The organism is Burkholderia sp. BCC1999 (assembly GCF_905339975.1).
Lineage (GTDB): Bacteria > Pseudomonadota > Gammaproteobacteria > Burkholderiales > Burkholderiaceae > Burkholderia.
In genome coordinates, this window is the sequence record NZ_CAJPHP010000027.1 from 1 (window position 1) to 13,957 (window position 13,957).

General features: G+C 67.6%; 12 protein-coding genes. 2 read left to right on the forward strand and 10 right to left on the reverse strand.

All coding sequences use genetic code 11. The features are described 5' to 3' along the window. Positions 1–120: 120 nt before the first annotated feature. The 7 genes from U5809_RS29735 to phnS are packed head-to-tail and all read right to left on the reverse strand — an operon-like array spanning position 121 to position 7,406. Complete coding sequence (locus tag U5809_RS29735; protein ID WP_322089114.1) at positions 121–672, reverse strand: phosphonate degradation HD-domain oxygenase; 552 nt, start codon at positions 670–672, stop codon at positions 121–123. A 4-nt stretch (positions 673–676) separates the two neighbouring features. Next, complete coding sequence (gene phnY / locus U5809_RS29740; RefSeq protein WP_322089115.1) at positions 677–2,131, reverse strand: phosphonoacetaldehyde dehydrogenase; 1,455 nt, start codon at positions 2,129–2,131, stop codon at positions 677–679. Further along, positions 2,128–3,435, reverse strand: coding sequence for a phosphonoacetate hydrolase (phnA, locus tag U5809_RS29745; protein WP_322089116.1), 1,308 nt, complete (start codon positions 3,433–3,435; stop codon positions 2,128–2,130). Before phnA ends, phnY begins: the two co-directional genes overlap by 4 nt. Beyond that, the gene (phnV, locus tag U5809_RS29750; RefSeq protein ID WP_322089117.1) at positions 3,432–4,292 is read right to left on the reverse strand and encodes a 2-aminoethylphosphonate ABC transport system, membrane component PhnV; all 861 of its coding nucleotides are present in this window, start codon (positions 4,290–4,292) and stop codon (positions 3,432–3,434) included. Before phnV ends, phnA begins: the two co-directional genes overlap by 4 nt. Further along, complete coding sequence (phnU, locus tag U5809_RS29755; protein WP_322089118.1) at positions 4,282–5,202, reverse strand: 2-aminoethylphosphonate ABC transporter permease subunit; 921 nt, start codon at positions 5,200–5,202, stop codon at positions 4,282–4,284. The genes phnV and phnU overlap by 11 nt, the downstream gene beginning before the upstream one ends. Continuing rightward, a complete protein-coding gene (gene phnT, locus U5809_RS29760) occupies positions 5,180–6,283 on the reverse strand; it encodes a 2-aminoethylphosphonate ABC transport system ATP-binding subunit PhnT (RefSeq protein ID WP_176047517.1) in 1,104 nt (367 codons plus the stop codon). Before phnT ends, phnU begins: the two co-directional genes overlap by 23 nt. 34 nt (positions 6,284–6,317) lie before the next feature. After that, positions 6,318–7,406, reverse strand: a complete 1,089-nt coding sequence (gene phnS, locus U5809_RS29765) for a 2-aminoethylphosphonate ABC transporter substrate-binding protein (RefSeq protein ID WP_322089119.1) — start codon at positions 7,404–7,406, stop codon at positions 6,318–6,320. Positions 7,407–7,664: 258 nt separating this feature from the next. On the opposite strand from phnS, the gene U5809_RS29770 reads away from it, so the two are divergent. Beyond that, positions 7,665–8,774, forward strand: a complete 1,110-nt coding sequence (locus U5809_RS29770; RefSeq protein WP_322089120.1) for a 2-aminoethylphosphonate--pyruvate transaminase — start codon at positions 7,665–7,667, stop codon at positions 8,772–8,774. 106 nt (positions 8,775–8,880) lie between these two features. Here U5809_RS29770 and U5809_RS29775 read toward each other — a convergent pair whose 3' ends face one another. The 3 genes from U5809_RS29775 to aroQ are packed head-to-tail and all read right to left on the reverse strand — an operon-like array spanning position 8,881 to position 11,558. Then, the gene (locus tag U5809_RS29775) at positions 8,881–10,221 is read right to left on the reverse strand and encodes an MFS transporter (protein ID WP_322089121.1); all 1,341 of its coding nucleotides are present in this window, start codon (positions 10,219–10,221) and stop codon (positions 8,881–8,883) included. A 30-nt stretch (positions 10,222–10,251) separates the two neighbouring features. Continuing rightward, the gene (locus U5809_RS29780; protein ID WP_322089122.1) at positions 10,252–11,106 is read right to left on the reverse strand and encodes a shikimate dehydrogenase; all 855 of its coding nucleotides are present in this window, start codon (positions 11,104–11,106) and stop codon (positions 10,252–10,254) included. Then, a complete protein-coding gene (gene aroQ, locus U5809_RS29785) occupies positions 11,103–11,558 on the reverse strand; it encodes a type II 3-dehydroquinate dehydratase (protein WP_322089123.1) in 456 nt (151 codons plus the stop codon). The genes U5809_RS29780 and aroQ overlap by 4 nt, the downstream gene beginning before the upstream one ends. Before the next feature lie 256 nt (positions 11,559–11,814). On the opposite strand from aroQ, the gene U5809_RS29790 reads away from it, so the two are divergent. Further along, the gene (locus U5809_RS29790) at positions 11,815–13,707 is read left to right on the forward strand and encodes a bifunctional sugar phosphate isomerase/epimerase/4-hydroxyphenylpyruvate dioxygenase family protein (protein ID WP_322089124.1); all 1,893 of its coding nucleotides are present in this window, start codon (positions 11,815–11,817) and stop codon (positions 13,705–13,707) included. The last annotated feature ends 250 nt before the right edge of the window (positions 13,708–13,957 follow it).

Consider the following 13,957-nt stretch of genomic DNA (forward strand, 5'->3'; position numbering starts at 1 on the left):
GTAGCGCGAAAGAGGCGTGATTCTATGCATCCATCGGCAATCGCGCAAGGGGTTTCTCAAAAAAATATAAGGCCCCGCACGCTGCCGCGTGCGGGGCCTTATACAGAAGCCGTTTAACCGTCAGGCCGTGCGCACCTGGCGCGCGACGATCTCCATATAGTGATCGAGATCCGGCGTCACTTTTCCTTCCTCCTTCGCCGTGTCGTCCCAGCGGCGCAGACGCAGTGCGTCCTCCGCGAACGGGCGCTGCAGGAACGCCGCCGTCTCCTCTTCACTGAAGATGCCGCCCTGCAACGCGAGACTGCGCACCGAGTCCGGCGACAGGCTTTCGAAGTAGCCGGCGTCCGTGCGGCACAGGCAGCGCTTCGCGTCGACATGCAGCCGGATCGGCTCCAGCACCGCGTCGGAAAACAGCGGCCGCAGGAACGGCAGCACGTAATACTGATGCAGATCGTCGATCCCGCGCGCGCTCGGCGTCTCGCCCTGGCGATTCAGCAAATGGCCGAGGTCGTGCAGGAACGCCGCCGCGACCAGCGCTTCATCCGCGCCCGCCTCTTCCGCCAGCAAGGCGCTCTGCAACGCATGCTCGAGCTGCGTAACCGGTTCACCGCTATAGGCCACATGGCCATGCTCGCGATACAGCCCGTGGATATCTTCCACCGTCAATGCCATCTGCTTACTCCCAAGGCAGCGAAAACGTCTTCAGGTTCGTGAAGCTTTTCATCGCCTCCTGAACGCCTTCCTTGTAACCGAGCCCCGAATCCTTGATCCCGCCGAACGGCGACAGCTCGATCCGGTATCCGGGCACTTCCCATACATTCACCGTGCCGACGTTCAGTTCGTTCACGAACCGCACGACCGCCGCCGTGCTGTCGGTACACACCCCCGACGACAGCCCGAACGCCGTTCCGTTGCTGATCCGGATCGCATCGTCGATCGTATCGAACGTGATCACCGGCGACACCGGCCCGAAGGTCTCCTCGCGCACGATCGTCATCGACGGATCGACGTTGTCGAGCACGGTCGGCGAATACAGCGCGCCGCGCCGCACGTTGCCGGTCAGCAGGCGCGCGCCCTGCGCGACCGCCTCTTCGACGCGCGCCTCGAACAGCCGCGCCGCCGCCTCGTCGATCACCGTGCCCATTTCATTTGCGGGATCGAACGGATCGCCGTACGTCCATGCACGCGTCTTCTCGACGAGCAATTCGGTGAATGCGGGTGCGATCGAACGCTGCACCAGCATCCGCTTGACGGCCGTACAGCGCTGGCCCGAATTCCGGTACGAGCCGAGCACCGCCAGCGATGCTGCGCGTTCGAGATCGGCGTCGTCGAGGACGATCAGCGGATCGTTGCCGCCCAGCTCCAGCACGATGCGGCGGTAGCCGGCCCGCGCGGCAATCGCCTTGCCGATCGCCACACCGCCCGTGAACGTGATCAGCGACGCATGGGGATGCGTGACGAGTTCGTCCGCGATCTCGGCCGGGTCGCCGGTCAGCACCTGCAGCATCGGCTCGGGCAGCCCGGCTTCGTAAAGCAGGTTCGCCAGATAGAACGCGGACAGCGGCACCTTCTCCGAAGGCTTCACGATCACGCGGTTGTTGGTCGCGATCGCCGGCGCGATCTTGTGCGCCACCTGGTTCATCGGATGATTGAACGGCGTGATCGCGACGATCACACCGTCGAGCGGCTGCCGCTGCGAAAACACGCGCCGTGCCTTGCCATGGGGCGTCAGGTCGCACGAGAAACTCTGCGCGTCATCGCGCAATGCCTCGATCGCCGCGAACTTCAGCACGTCGGCGACACGACCGATCTCGTAACGGGAATCCTGCTTCGACAGCCCCGATTCGAGCGTGATCAGGTCGGACGCTTCCTCGGTGCGTTCGCGCAGCAGCGCGGCCGCACGTTCGAGGATATGTGACCGCTCGTAGCGCGTGAGCTTCGGCCGGTAGGCCATCGCGTAGTCGAACGCCGCGCGCACGTCGTCGACGCTCGCAAGTGGCACCGTCCCGACGCGCGTGCCCGTGTACGGGTCCGTGACGTCGAGCGTGCGTTCGCGCGTCGCGCGTGTACCGCACCAGCGCAACGCCTCCGCGCGAAACGCCGGATGATCTTGCCGGGGATGCGCCATCATGTCGTGACCCGGTTCAGCACGAAATCGAACACGTCGAAGTTGCGCGGGCGACGCGCGGGATCGTCCCGCTCGATACGCCGGTTGAACAGCAGCGGCACCTCCTGCTCCGACACGCCGCCGTGCGAACGCAGCGGCACCGTGAGGCCCGACAGGTCGTGTTCGCGCTCGCGCGTGCCGAGCGTCATGTCGCGGCGGCCGATCACGACGAGATCGCCGATCCGGTCGGCCGGCAGTTCGAAACGTGCGGCGGCTTCCGCGTTGTCCAGCACGAGCTCGACGCCGTCGAGGCCGCCGACGCGCCACATCGCTTCGGCCCGGTCGACACCCGGCGCCAGGTAGATCGTCGCAAACGAGCCGAGCGCGCCGTGGTGCACGACGTACGGATCGGTGATCGGCAGGATCACGCGCGCAGCCTGCGCGCCGTACCAGCCGTCGAATGCGTCCTGCAGATAGATCACGTTTGGACGGCCCGTCGCGGGATCGTGCTTCGCGTTCATCCCGTGGTCGGCCGTGAGGCCGATCGCCCAGCCGAGCGCGTCGAGCTGCGCCAGGTAGCCGTCCATCATCGCGTAGAACGCGTTCGCGCCCGCACTGCCCGGCTCGCACTTGTGCTGCACGTAGTCGGTGGTCGACAGATACATCAGGTCGACCTGGCGCGTCTGCGCGAGCCGCACGCCGGCCGCGAACACGAACTCGGACAGCGCCGCGCTGTAGACGTCCGGCGACGGCAGGCCGACCCAGTCGAGCACATCGACGATCCCGTTTTCCGCGAGATTCGCCTGCGCGGCCTTCTCGGCCGAAAAGCAGATGCCGTTCAGTTGCCAGCCGAGCAGCCGGCGCAGCTTGTCCTTCGCGGTCACGACGGCCACCCGCGCGCCGGCGTCGGACGCCGCCGCGAGCAGCGTGCCGGCCCGCAGGTAGGCCGGGTCGTTCATCATCACTTCGGCGCCGCGCCCGCCGTCGGCGGCCGGATCCCAGAAATAGTTGCCGCAGATCCCGTGGACCGACGGCGGCGCGCCGCAGACGATCGACAGGTTGTTCGGGTTGGTGAAGGTCGGCACGACGCAATCGCCGCGCCACGCCGTGCCTTCCGCAATCATCCGGCCGATGAACGGCGCGACGCCCGCTTCCACTGCCCGTTCGAGATAGTCGTACTCGCAGCCGTCGACGCAGACGACGACGGTCGGCTCGACCGGCAGCCGGTAGTGCCGGCCGTTGACGTCGACCGAGCGACCCGCAAGCCCCGTCGAGGTGCCGGCCGCCGACGCGTCACCGGATTGGCGCAATGCGAACGCGGCGTTCATGATGCCGCCCGCTTGCCGCGCGGCACGCGCGCAGCGATCAGCAGCAGCGCCGCGAGCGACGCGCCGAGCATCAGCAGCGACAGCGCCGATGCCGGAAGGTAGTAACCGCGCTCCACCTGGCCGATCACGACGATCGGCACCGTCGCGAAGCCCGGCGGATACACCGTCAGCGTCGCGCCGAGCTCGCCGAGCGACAACGCGAAGCCGAGTGCGAGGCTCGCGCGCAGCGCCGGCACGAGCTGCGGCAGCAGCACGCGGCGCAGCACCATCGCGGGCGGCGCACCGAGGCTCGCCGCGGCTTCGCGCAGCACGGTCAGTTCCGGACGCAACGCGGCGGCCGCGCAGCGATAGCAGAACGGCAGGATCAGCGCGAGCTGCACGAGCACGACGATCGCCGCCGAGCTCGACAGGTCGAGCGGCTTCTGGTGATACGCGATCAGCACCGCGAGCCCGAGCACGACGCTCGGCACACCGTTCGGCACCATCACGAGCGCGTCGACCACTGCGCCGAGGCCACGCCGGTCGCGCCCTTCGAGCGCCAGCGCGAGCCACAGCCCGAGGATCGTGCCGATCGCCGATACGCCGAAGCCGATTTCGAGGCTCGTCAGCAGCGCGTCGTACTCCGGCGACCCGAGCCGTTCGAACCAGCGCAGGCTGTAGCCGGCCGGCAAGATCGTGCCCGACCACTGGGTCGACACGCTCGACAGCGCGACGACGACGACCGGCAGCACGAACAACCAGAAGCATGCGAATGCGGCCAGCGCGAGCGCGGCACGCGACGCATGCTTGAGCAGCGCGTCGCTCCAGCCGATCTGGTGGCGCGGCACGGCTTGCCCGATATGAAATTCAGCGGACATCGTTCCCTCCCGTCGCACGCCGGTTCACCCGGCGATAAACCGCATATAGCGCCAGCGACAACGCCAGCATCACGACCGCGCCGGCCGACGCGGTCGGCAAGTCGAGATCGACGGTCGCGCTGCTGTAGATCGCGACCGGCAGCGTGACGAGCCGCGCGCTGCCGAGCACGAGCAGAATCCCGAACTCGTTCAGCGTCAGCAGAAAGCACAGCACGGTGCCGGCGGCGATACCCGGCCACGCGATCGGCAGCACGACGCGACGCGCGAGCATCCAGCCGGGCGCGCCGAGGCTGCGCGCGGCTTCGATCAGACGCAGGTCGAGCGTCGCGAACGACGCGAGCGTCGGCCGCACGACGAACGGCGTATAGAACACGGTCTGCGCGAGAATCACGCCGCCGATGCCGAACAGGAAATCGAGCGGCGGGTTCTCGAGATGGAACAGGTGCTGCAGCGCGATGCTGATCGACCCTTGCGAGCCGTACAGGAAGATCAGCGTGAACGCGACGAGGAACGACGGGAACGCGACGTACAGCTCCAGGAAGCGCGTGACGAGCGATGCGCCCGGGAACGGCTTGAAGAACAGCAGCGCGGCCAGCAGCACGCCGAGCACCGACGCGGTGCCGGCGCTCGCGAACAGCACGCCGAGCGTCGTCATCAGCACGCTGCGCGTGTCGGGGTTGCCGAAGAAGGTACGGTACGCGGCAAAACTCAGCCCGTGATCGCCCGACACGCTCAGCAGCACGAGCCGCACCAGCGGATAGACGACGAGCGGGCCGAGCACGACGATCGCGAGCGCGGCCAGGTGCAGGTCGCCCATGCGCTTGCGCCGCCGCGCGGCGGCAGCGTGCGCGGCGGCCGACGCGAGCACGTGCGGCGGCAGGCCGGCTTCAGGGCTCGATAAGGACGACATCGTCTGCCTCGCATTGCAGGGACACGCGCGCACCGCGCTCGGGGGCCGCGCCGCGGCCGCGTTGCATCGTGACGCGCACGGGTTCGTCGGGCGCCGCATCGATCACGACCGCGATCGACAGGTCCGCGCCCTGCCATTCGACCGACGCCACCGTGCCGTGCAGGCCGCCGGCCGCCGGCGGCATCACGGTCAGGCGCTCGGGGCGCACGCACGCGACCTTGCCGCGCACGTCGTGGCGCGGATCGCCGAGCGGGAAGATCACATGCGGCGGCAGCAGGTTCGCCGGGCCGAGATAGCGTGCGACGTAGCCGTCCTGCGGCGCGTCGTACAACTGCTGCGGCGTGCCGAGCTGCGCGATGTGGCCGTCGCGCATCAGCAGCGCGCGGTCGGACAGCACGAGGGCGTCGTCGCGGTCGTGCGTCACGCAGACAACGGTCAGGTTCGGCAAGCGCTCGTGCAGCGCCTTCAGTTCGCTGCGCACCGAGGCGCGCAGGTTGGCGTCGAGCGCCGACAGCGGCTCGTCGAGCAGCAGCACGTCCGGCTCGATCACGAGCGCGCGCGCCAGCGCGACGCGCTGCTGCATCCCGCCCGACAGCTGCGCGGGCAGATGATGGCCCGCATCGCCGAGCTGCACGAGCTTCAGCGCGTCGGCGACGCGGCGTGTCACTTCCGACGACGCCATGCCGCGTGCGCGCAGCCCGAATGCGACGTTCTCGAACACCGACAGGTGCGGGAACAGCGCGTAATTCTGGAACAGCAGACCGAGGTTGCGCTTGTGCGGCGGCGCATAGGTCAGGTCACGTCCGGCAACGGTCAGCGTGCCGGTCAGGCCGTCGGCCTTCACGAACCCGGCGATGAAGCGCAGCAGCGTGGTCTTGCCGCAGCCGCTCTTGCCGAGCACGGTCAGAAATTCACCGGCACCGATCGACAGCGACAGATCTTCCAGCACCGTGCGTGCGCCGTAGCGCACACTCAGGTGTTCGATCTGCACGCCGCCCGGCGCGCCGGACCGCAGCGTCGCGTGCGGTTCGGCGGCGCCGAATGCGCCGGGATGGGTCAGGGTGGTTTCCACCGGGTTCATCCTCTTGCTCACTAATACAGGCGGCGTGCGCCGATCACTTCGGCTTGACGACGTCGAGCTGCTTGCCCGAGCTGCCGATCACGTCCTTCTTCCAGCGCTCGATCCACACCGGTTTCTTCGCCATCACCTGGGTCCAGTCGACCGGGATCAGCTTCACGCCCGCGATCGCCTTCTTGACCGCTTCGCCGTTCTTGCCGGCCAGCGGCACGTCCGTGCGGCCCGGGATGCCGTACATGTCGGGCACCTTCGACTGCACGTCCGTCGACATCAGGTAGTCGATCAGCTTCTTGCCGGCGTCCTGGTTCGGGCCGCTCTTGATCAGGCCGATGCCGTACGGGAGCTGGAACGTGGTCGCCTGGTCGCCGTCCTTCGCCGCCAGGAAGATCGGCTTGACGGACAGCGCGCCGTGTTCGGCGTCGTCGAGGTCCATCTGCAGGTCGCCGTTCGCGACGCTGATTTCGTTACGCGAGAGCAGCACGTTCAGGTAGCCCGTGCCCTTGGTGTGGAACTTCACGCTCTGCGACAGCTTCGCGAGGTAGTCGAACGCCTTGTCCTCGCCCATCAGCGACGTCGTCAGGATCAGCACGGCCATCCCGTCGCCGGCCGTGGCCGGGTTCGAGTACGCGACCTTGCCGGCGTAGGCCGGCGACAGCAGGTCGGCGAACGTCTTCGGCTGGTTCTTCACGACGTCCGGGTTGATCGCGAACGAGAAGTAGTTGTTCACGAAGGTCGCCCACGTGCCGTCTTCCGCCTTCGCGATGGCCGGCACGTTCTTGTAGTTCACGCTCTGGTACGGCTGCAGCAGGCCCATCTGGCCGGCTTGCTGGATGAACGGCGGCAGCGTGACGATCACGTCGGCCTTCGGCGAATTCTTCTCGATGTTCGCGCGGTTCACGACCTCGCCGCTACCTGCCGTCACGATGTTGACCTTGACGCCTTCCTTCTTCTCGAAGGCCGGCAGCACATCGCGATAGAGGTTCTCGAGACCGTCCGCCGTATACAGCACGACCGCGCTCGCCGCATGCGCGGGCAACGCGGCGCCCATCAGGCCGGCGACGCTGGCGGCCAGCGCAAGCTTGCGGAACGCGCCGGCAGCGGCGCGCGAGGAATTCTGCAGTGTCATCTCACTTCTCCGTAGGCGGAACACCAAACGGCCGGGGCACGATCCGGCTCTCCTGTTATCTCCGGGCAGGCCGATCGACGGCCCGCCTCGCCGCCGCGCTGCGGTTGGTTTCGCGCGGCAACCGAAGGATCACAGCGTTCGATGACAAACCCGTGACGAATGCCACAATTTCCAAAAAATGACACATTTTGCCAATATCATGCAAGTCATTCAGAAATGCCGCCCGGCGTTTCGTTCGACCTCTGCTGGAGAAAAGCCATGTCCGACCCGATTCTGCTCACGCCCGGCCCGCTCACCACGTCCGCCACAACCCGCCACGCAATGCAACATGACTGGGGCTCGTGGGATGCCGCTTTCAATCAACTGACGGCCAGTGTTTGTGCCGACCTCGTCGCGATCGCGAAAGGTGGCGACGAGTACGTGTGCGTACCGATGCAGGGCAGCGGCACGTTCTCGGTCGAAGCCGCGCTCGGCACGCTGGTGCCGCGCGACGGCGTCGTGCTGGTGCCCGACAACGGCGCGTATTGCGCCCGCATCCTGAAGATCCTCGGCCGGCTCGGCATCGACGCGATCGCGTTGCCGTTCGGCGAGGACGCGGCCGTCGACGTGGCGGCGGTCGAGGCCGCATTCGCGCGCGAGCCGCGCATCACGCACGTCGCACTCGTGCATCTGGAAACGAGCGCCGGGATCCTGAATCCGCTCGATGCGATCGCAGCCGCATGCCGGCGCCACGGCAAGCGGCTGATCGTCGACGCGATGAGCTCGTTCGGCGCATTGCCGATCGCGCTCGCGGACAGCGGCATCGATGCGCTGGTCTCGGCGAGCGGCAAATGCCTCGAAGGCGTGCCGGGGATGGGGTTCGCGATCGTGCGGCGCGACGCGCTCGACGCGTGCGAAGGCAACTCGCCGTCGCTCGCGCTCGACCTCCACGACCAGTACGCGTACCTGCGCAAGACGGGCCAGTGGCGCTTCACGCCGCCGACGCACGTGATCGCCGCGCTGCGCGCCGCGCTCGACCAGTACCTCGCCGAAGGCGGGCAGCCGGCGCGTGGTGCGCGCTACGTGGACAACTGCCGGACGCTGGTCGACTCGATGCGCGCGCTCGGCTTCGTGCCGTTCCTCGACGCGAGCGTGCAGGCGCCGGTGATCGTCACGTTCCATGCGCCCGACCATCCGGCCTACGATTTCCGCCGCTTCTACGACGCGGTGCGCGACGCAGGCTTCATCCTGTATCCGGGCAAGCTCACGCAGCTCGAGACGTTCCGAGTCGGCTGCATCGGCGCGATCGATTCGGGCGATATCCGGCGTGCGGTCGCGGCGATCGCGCAGGCCGTCGAATCGCTCGGCATCGCCGTGCAGCGCGCGTAAGCGCGGCACTGCGCCAGCCGGCGAATCCGCCGGCGCGTGCAAACAAAAAAGCCCGGCGGCCGATTGGCCACCGGGCTAACGCACTGGATGTGCGTGGAGGCAGTGCTTACAGCTCGATCCGCTTGATATCGCCGACGACGAAGATGTACGACAGCGCACCGACCAGCGCGATCACGCCGATGAACACCAGCGCACCGACGAACGAGCCGGTCGACGCGACGATGAAACCGACGACCAGCGGCGTGACGATGCCCGCGAGGTTCGCCGCGAAGTTGAAGATGCCGCCGGTCACGCCGAGCAGGCCATCCGGCGCGATGTCCGACACGAGCGTCCAGCCGAGCGCGGCCATCCCCTGCGCGAAGAAGGCAACCGACATGATCGCGATCACGGCTTCGTTGCTCTTCACGTAGTTCGCGAGAATGATCGTCGACGCGAGCAGCAGGCCCGCGATGATCGGCAGCTTGCGCGCGAGGTTCGCGGACTTGCCGCGGCGCAGCAGCCAGTCGGAGAAGATCCCGCCGAACATCACGCCGACCGACGCGGCGATGAACGGCATCACCGCGAAGAAACCGATCTTCAGCCAGCCCATGTGGCGCTCGGTGGCGAGGTAGGTCGGGAACCAGGTCAGGAAGAACACGAGCGTCGAATTGCCGGCGAACTGGCCGAGGCAGATGCCCGCGAGCTGGCGCTTCTTCAGCAGTTTGCCGGCCATCGCCCAGCTGAACGACTTCTGCTCGCCCTTGCCGCCTTTTTCGCCGTCCTTGCGCGCGCCGTGCACGAGACCGCCGCCCGCCTCGATATACGCAAGCTCCTCCGAGTTCGCGCCCGGATGGTTGCGCGGCTCGTGATAGAACTTCCACCAGACCAGGCCGAACACGATGCCCACCGCACCGACGACCCAGAACAGCGAGCGCCAGCCGAACGCACCCATCAGCGCGAACAGCACCGGGCTGAAGAACGCGAGGCCGATGTACTCGCCGACGGTATAGGTGCCCGTCGCCATCGCGCGTTCGTTCTGCGGGAACCACGTCGCGACGACGCGGCTATTGGTCGGGAAGCACGGCGCTTCAGCGACGCCGAGCCCGAGGCGGCACGCGAGCAGCGTCGCGATGCCCGGCACGAAACCCTGCAGGAACGTGCACAGCGACCACAGCGTCATCGACCAGTAATAGGTGACCTTGCTGCCGAAGCGGTCGAGAAACAGGCCGCCGGGCACCTGCGCCGCCACGTACGTCCACGAGAACGCGGAGAACATGATGCCCATCACGGCCGCGTTGATGCCGAGCTCCTTGGTGAGCTGCGGCGCAGCCACCCCCAGCACGGTACGGTCGAGATAGTTGATCATCGTGCCGATCGCGAGCAGCGCGAGAATCTTGTAGCGCGCCGAGGTGCGCCGGACCGTGCCGGCCTGCGCCGGCGCGGCGCTCGTGTGGGTGGTGTGCTGCATGGTCGTCTCCTGGTCTCTTTCTGTAAGGGGTCAGCGCGCGACGAGCGACTGAAAGTGATCGAACATCCGCTCGGCGTCGGGCGTGCGTCCGGTGAAGATCTCGAACGCGTCGACGGCCTGGTAGACGGCCATCCCGCCGCCCGGCAGCGTGGCGCAGCCGGCCGCGCGCGCGGCGTGGATCAGTTCGGTTTCGAGCGGGAAATACACGATGTCGGCCACCCACATGCCCGCGTGGAGCAGCTCGGCCGGCAGCGGCAGACCCGGATGCTTGGCCATGCCGGTCGGCGTGGCGTGGATCAGGCCCGTCGCGGCGCGCATCGCGGCAGCGAGATCGCCGCCCGGCACGACCCGCGCGGCGGGGAAACGCTGCTGCAGTTCGGCCGCGAGCGCGGCGGCACGCGTGCCGTGGACATCGAAAATCGTCAGTTCGGCCGCGCCCATCTGCAGCGCCGCGTGCGCCACGGCCGCACCGGCGCCGCCCGCGCCGAGCTGGACGATGCTGTCGAGCCTGGCGTCGGGCAACCCGCGGCGAAACGATTTCGCAAAACCCGACCAGTCGGTGTTGTGCCCGATCCGCTTGCCGTCCTTGAACAGCACGGTGTTCACCGCGCCGAGCGCGCGCGCGTCGTCCGACAACGCGTCGAGGTGTTCGATCACGCGCTGCTTGCACGGATGCGTGATGTTCAGCCCGTTGTAGCCCATCCGCTGGGCGGCATCGAGCAGTTGCGGCAGTGCGTCGACGGTCACGCCGAGCGCGTCGAGATCGATGCGCCGGTACACGTAGCCGAACCCCTGGCGGAATCCTTCTTCCTCGTGCATCGCGGGCGACAGCGAACCGCCGATGCCCTGGCCGATCAGGCCGATCAGAAACGACGGGCGGCTCATCGTGCGGCTCCCTGCGCAAACAGCGTCGCCAGACGCTGCAGCGCGAACACGTAGCCTTCGGTGCCGCAGCCGCAGATCACGGCTTCGGCAACCGCCGACACATAGGAATGGTGGCGGAACGCCTCGCGGCGATGCACGTTCGAAATATGGACTTCGATCACCGGCTTCGCGATCGCGGAAAGCGCGTCGGCCAGCGCGACCGACGTATGCGTATAGGCAGCCGGGTTGATCACGATGCCGTCCGCGTCGAGGCGCGCGGCATGCAGCCAGTCGATCAGCTGATGCTCGGCGTTCGACTGGCGGAACTCGATTTCCAGCCCGAGCGCTTCGGCCGCCGTACGGCAGCGCTGCTCGACGTCGGCGAGCGTTTCCGCGCCGTAGATATGGGGCTCGCGCGTCCCCAGCAGGTTCAGGTTCGGGCCGTTCAGCACCAGCACCTTGTGCTTGCTCATGGTGATTCTGCTCCTAAAACAGGGGCGGACCGTGACCGGCCTCGCCCCGAAGACATCGGAATTTGGCGCTAGTGTGCGCCCGTGAAAGCGCGCTGTCTTTTCGGGTTTTCGCTAATTTGTACCACCTAGTTAGTTTGTACAATACACGCCACTACCCCAGTAAATTCGGGATATGGCGTTCGCCCGGAACTCAACGACTGGTTCATTCAGGGCCGGTTCGACCGACGCCATGCCCCGCTCATCCGCAGGAATCGCCATGCAGCGCTCGATCGCCACCGTGTCACTGTCCGGCACGCTAGCCGAGAAACTCGCCGCCATCCAGGCCGCGGGCTTCGACGGCGTCGAAATCTTCGAAAACGACCTCGTCTACTTCGACGGATCGCCGGCGGACGTCCGGCGCATGGCCGCCGACCTCGGCCTCGACATCGTGCTGTTCCAGCCGTTTCGCGACTTCGAGGGCGTCAGCGCGGCCCAGCTCGCGCGCAACCTCGACCGGATCAAACGCAAGTTCGACGTGATGCACGCGCTCGGCACCGACCGCATCCTCGTCTGCAGCAATGTGTCGGCCGACACGATCGCGGACGACGGGCTGCTCGTCGACCAGCTCGGCGTACTCGCCGAAGCGGCGCGGCAGGCCGGCGTGGTCGCCGCGTACGAAGCGCTCGCCTGGGGCCGCGTCGTGAAGCGGTACGGCCATGCGTGGAAACTCGTGAATGCCGTGAACAGTCCGCACCTCGGCCTTGCGCTCGACAGCTTCCATACGCTGTCGCTCGACGATTCGCCGGACGCGATCGCCGACATCCCCGGCGACCGGATCGCGTTCGTGCAGATCGCCGACGCGCCGAAGCTCGCGATGGACGTGCTCGAATGGAGCCGCCACTACCGCTCGTTCCCGGGCCAGGGCGATTTCGACCTCGCGCGCTTCACCGCGCGGGTGATCGAGTCGGGCTACACGGGGCCGCTGTCGCTGGAGATCTTCAACGACGGCTTCCGCGCCGCGCCGACCACGGCCACCGCCGCCGACGGCCATCGCTCGCTGCTCTATCTGGAAGAACTGACGCGCGAGCGGCTCGCGCAGGACGGCCGCGCGCCGGCCGCCGGCCAGCCGCTGTTCGCGCCGCCGGCGCCGCCCGCGCACGTCGGGTTCCAGTTCATCGAATTCGCGGTGGACGCGCAGGCGGCGGCAACCGTCGGCGAATGGCTCGGCCGGATGCGCTTCCGGCTCGCCGGCCGGCATCGCTCGAAGGACGTGACGCTGTTCCAGCACGGCGCCGCGTCGATCGTGCTGAACGCGGAGCGCGACTCGTTCGCCGACGCTTTCTTCCAGCAGCACGGGCTGTCGCTGTGTGCGTCGGCATTCCGCGTCGACGACGCGGAAGTGGCGTTCGAGCGCGCGGCCGGCTTCGGTTATGCGCCGTTCTCCGGCCGCGTCGGGCCGAGCGAACGCGTGCTGCCGAGCGTAAAGGCGCCGGACGGCAGCCTCGAGTATTTCGTCGATGAAGCGCCGAACGCGCCGACGCTGTATGAATCGGACTTCGTGCTGACCGACATCGACGGCCCGAGCGAAGTCGGTCCGCTGACGGGCATCGACCATGTGTGCCTCGCGCTGCCGGCCGACGCGCTCGACACGTGGATCCTGTTCTTCAAGACGGCATTCGGCTTCGAGGCCGAGCGCAGCTGGCTCGTGCCCGACCCGTACGGACTGATGCGCAGCCGCGCGGTGCGCAGCGCCGACGGCTCGGTGCGGATCGCGCTGAACGCGTCGGTCGACCGTCATACGGCCGTCGCCGAATCGCTCGACCGGTATCACGGCACGGGGCTGAACCACGTCGCGTTCCGCACGGACGACATCGTGAAGACGGTTGCGGCGTTCGCGGCCGACGGCGTACCGTTCCTGCGCATTCCGCCCAATTACTACGACGATCTCGCCGCGCGTTACGCGCTGCCGGACGAGCTGATCGACACGCTGAGCGCGCACCACCTGCTGTATGACCGCGACGAGCACGGCGGCGAATTCCTGCACGCGTATACGGAACTGGTCGACAACCGCTTCTCGCTCGAAATCGTCGAGCGGCGCGGCGGATACGACGGCTACGGCGCGACGAACGCGGCCGTGCGGCTCGCCGCGCAAGCGCAGCGCAGGAAATAAGGGAAGGAAGCGAATCGGGCATCGCGGGCCGAACCGTGGACGGGATCCGCCATTGATGAAAAGGGCCGCATCCCGCGCGCACCATCGTGATGAATCAGACGGCCGCGGACCAGCCCGCGCGGCTGACCGCGATCGGGCCGGGAGCCGCGCCGCGCATGGCGTTACATCCCGTAACCCGTACCGCAGTGCAGCATCCCGCCGCCCGCCACGGTTTTAAGAATCGCTTAAGTCTTCGACGGCACCATCCGCA

Excerpts from the sequence above, each read along its gene's own strand:
- phnA (WP_322089116.1), bottom strand. The coding sequence starts at position 3,435 with ATGAACGCCGCGTTCGCATTGCGCCAATCCGGTGACGCGTCGGCGGCC.
- U5809_RS29780 (WP_322089122.1), bottom strand. The coding sequence starts at position 11,106 with ATGAGCCGCCCGTCGTTTCTGATCGGCCTGATCGGCCAGGGCATCGGC.
- phnV (WP_322089117.1), bottom strand. The coding sequence starts at position 4,292 with ATGTCCGCTGAATTTCATATCGGGCAAGCCGTGCCGCGCCACCAGATC.
- U5809_RS29735 (WP_322089114.1), bottom strand. The coding sequence starts at position 672 with ATGGCATTGACGGTGGAAGATATCCACGGGCTGTATCGCGAGCATGGC.
- phnU (WP_322089118.1), bottom strand. The coding sequence starts at position 5,202 with ATGTCGTCCTTATCGAGCCCTGAAGCCGGCCTGCCGCCGCACGTGCTC.
- phnS (WP_322089119.1), bottom strand. The coding sequence starts at position 7,406 with ATGACACTGCAGAATTCCTCGCGCGCCGCTGCCGGCGCGTTCCGCAAG.
- phnT (WP_176047517.1), bottom strand. The coding sequence starts at position 6,283 with ATGAACCCGGTGGAAACCACCCTGACCCATCCCGGCGCATTCGGCGCC.
- aroQ (WP_322089123.1), bottom strand. The coding sequence starts at position 11,558 with ATGAGCAAGCACAAGGTGCTGGTGCTGAACGGCCCGAACCTGAACCTG.
- U5809_RS29790 (WP_322089124.1), top strand. The coding sequence starts at position 11,815 with ATGCAGCGCTCGATCGCCACCGTGTCACTGTCCGGCACGCTAGCCGAG.
- phnY (WP_322089115.1), bottom strand. The coding sequence starts at position 2,131 with ATGATGGCGCATCCCCGGCAAGATCATCCGGCGTTTCGCGCGGAGGCG.
- U5809_RS29770 (WP_322089120.1), top strand. The coding sequence starts at position 7,665 with ATGTCCGACCCGATTCTGCTCACGCCCGGCCCGCTCACCACGTCCGCC.
- U5809_RS29775 (WP_322089121.1), bottom strand. The coding sequence starts at position 10,221 with ATGCAGCACACCACCCACACGAGCGCCGCGCCGGCGCAGGCCGGCACG.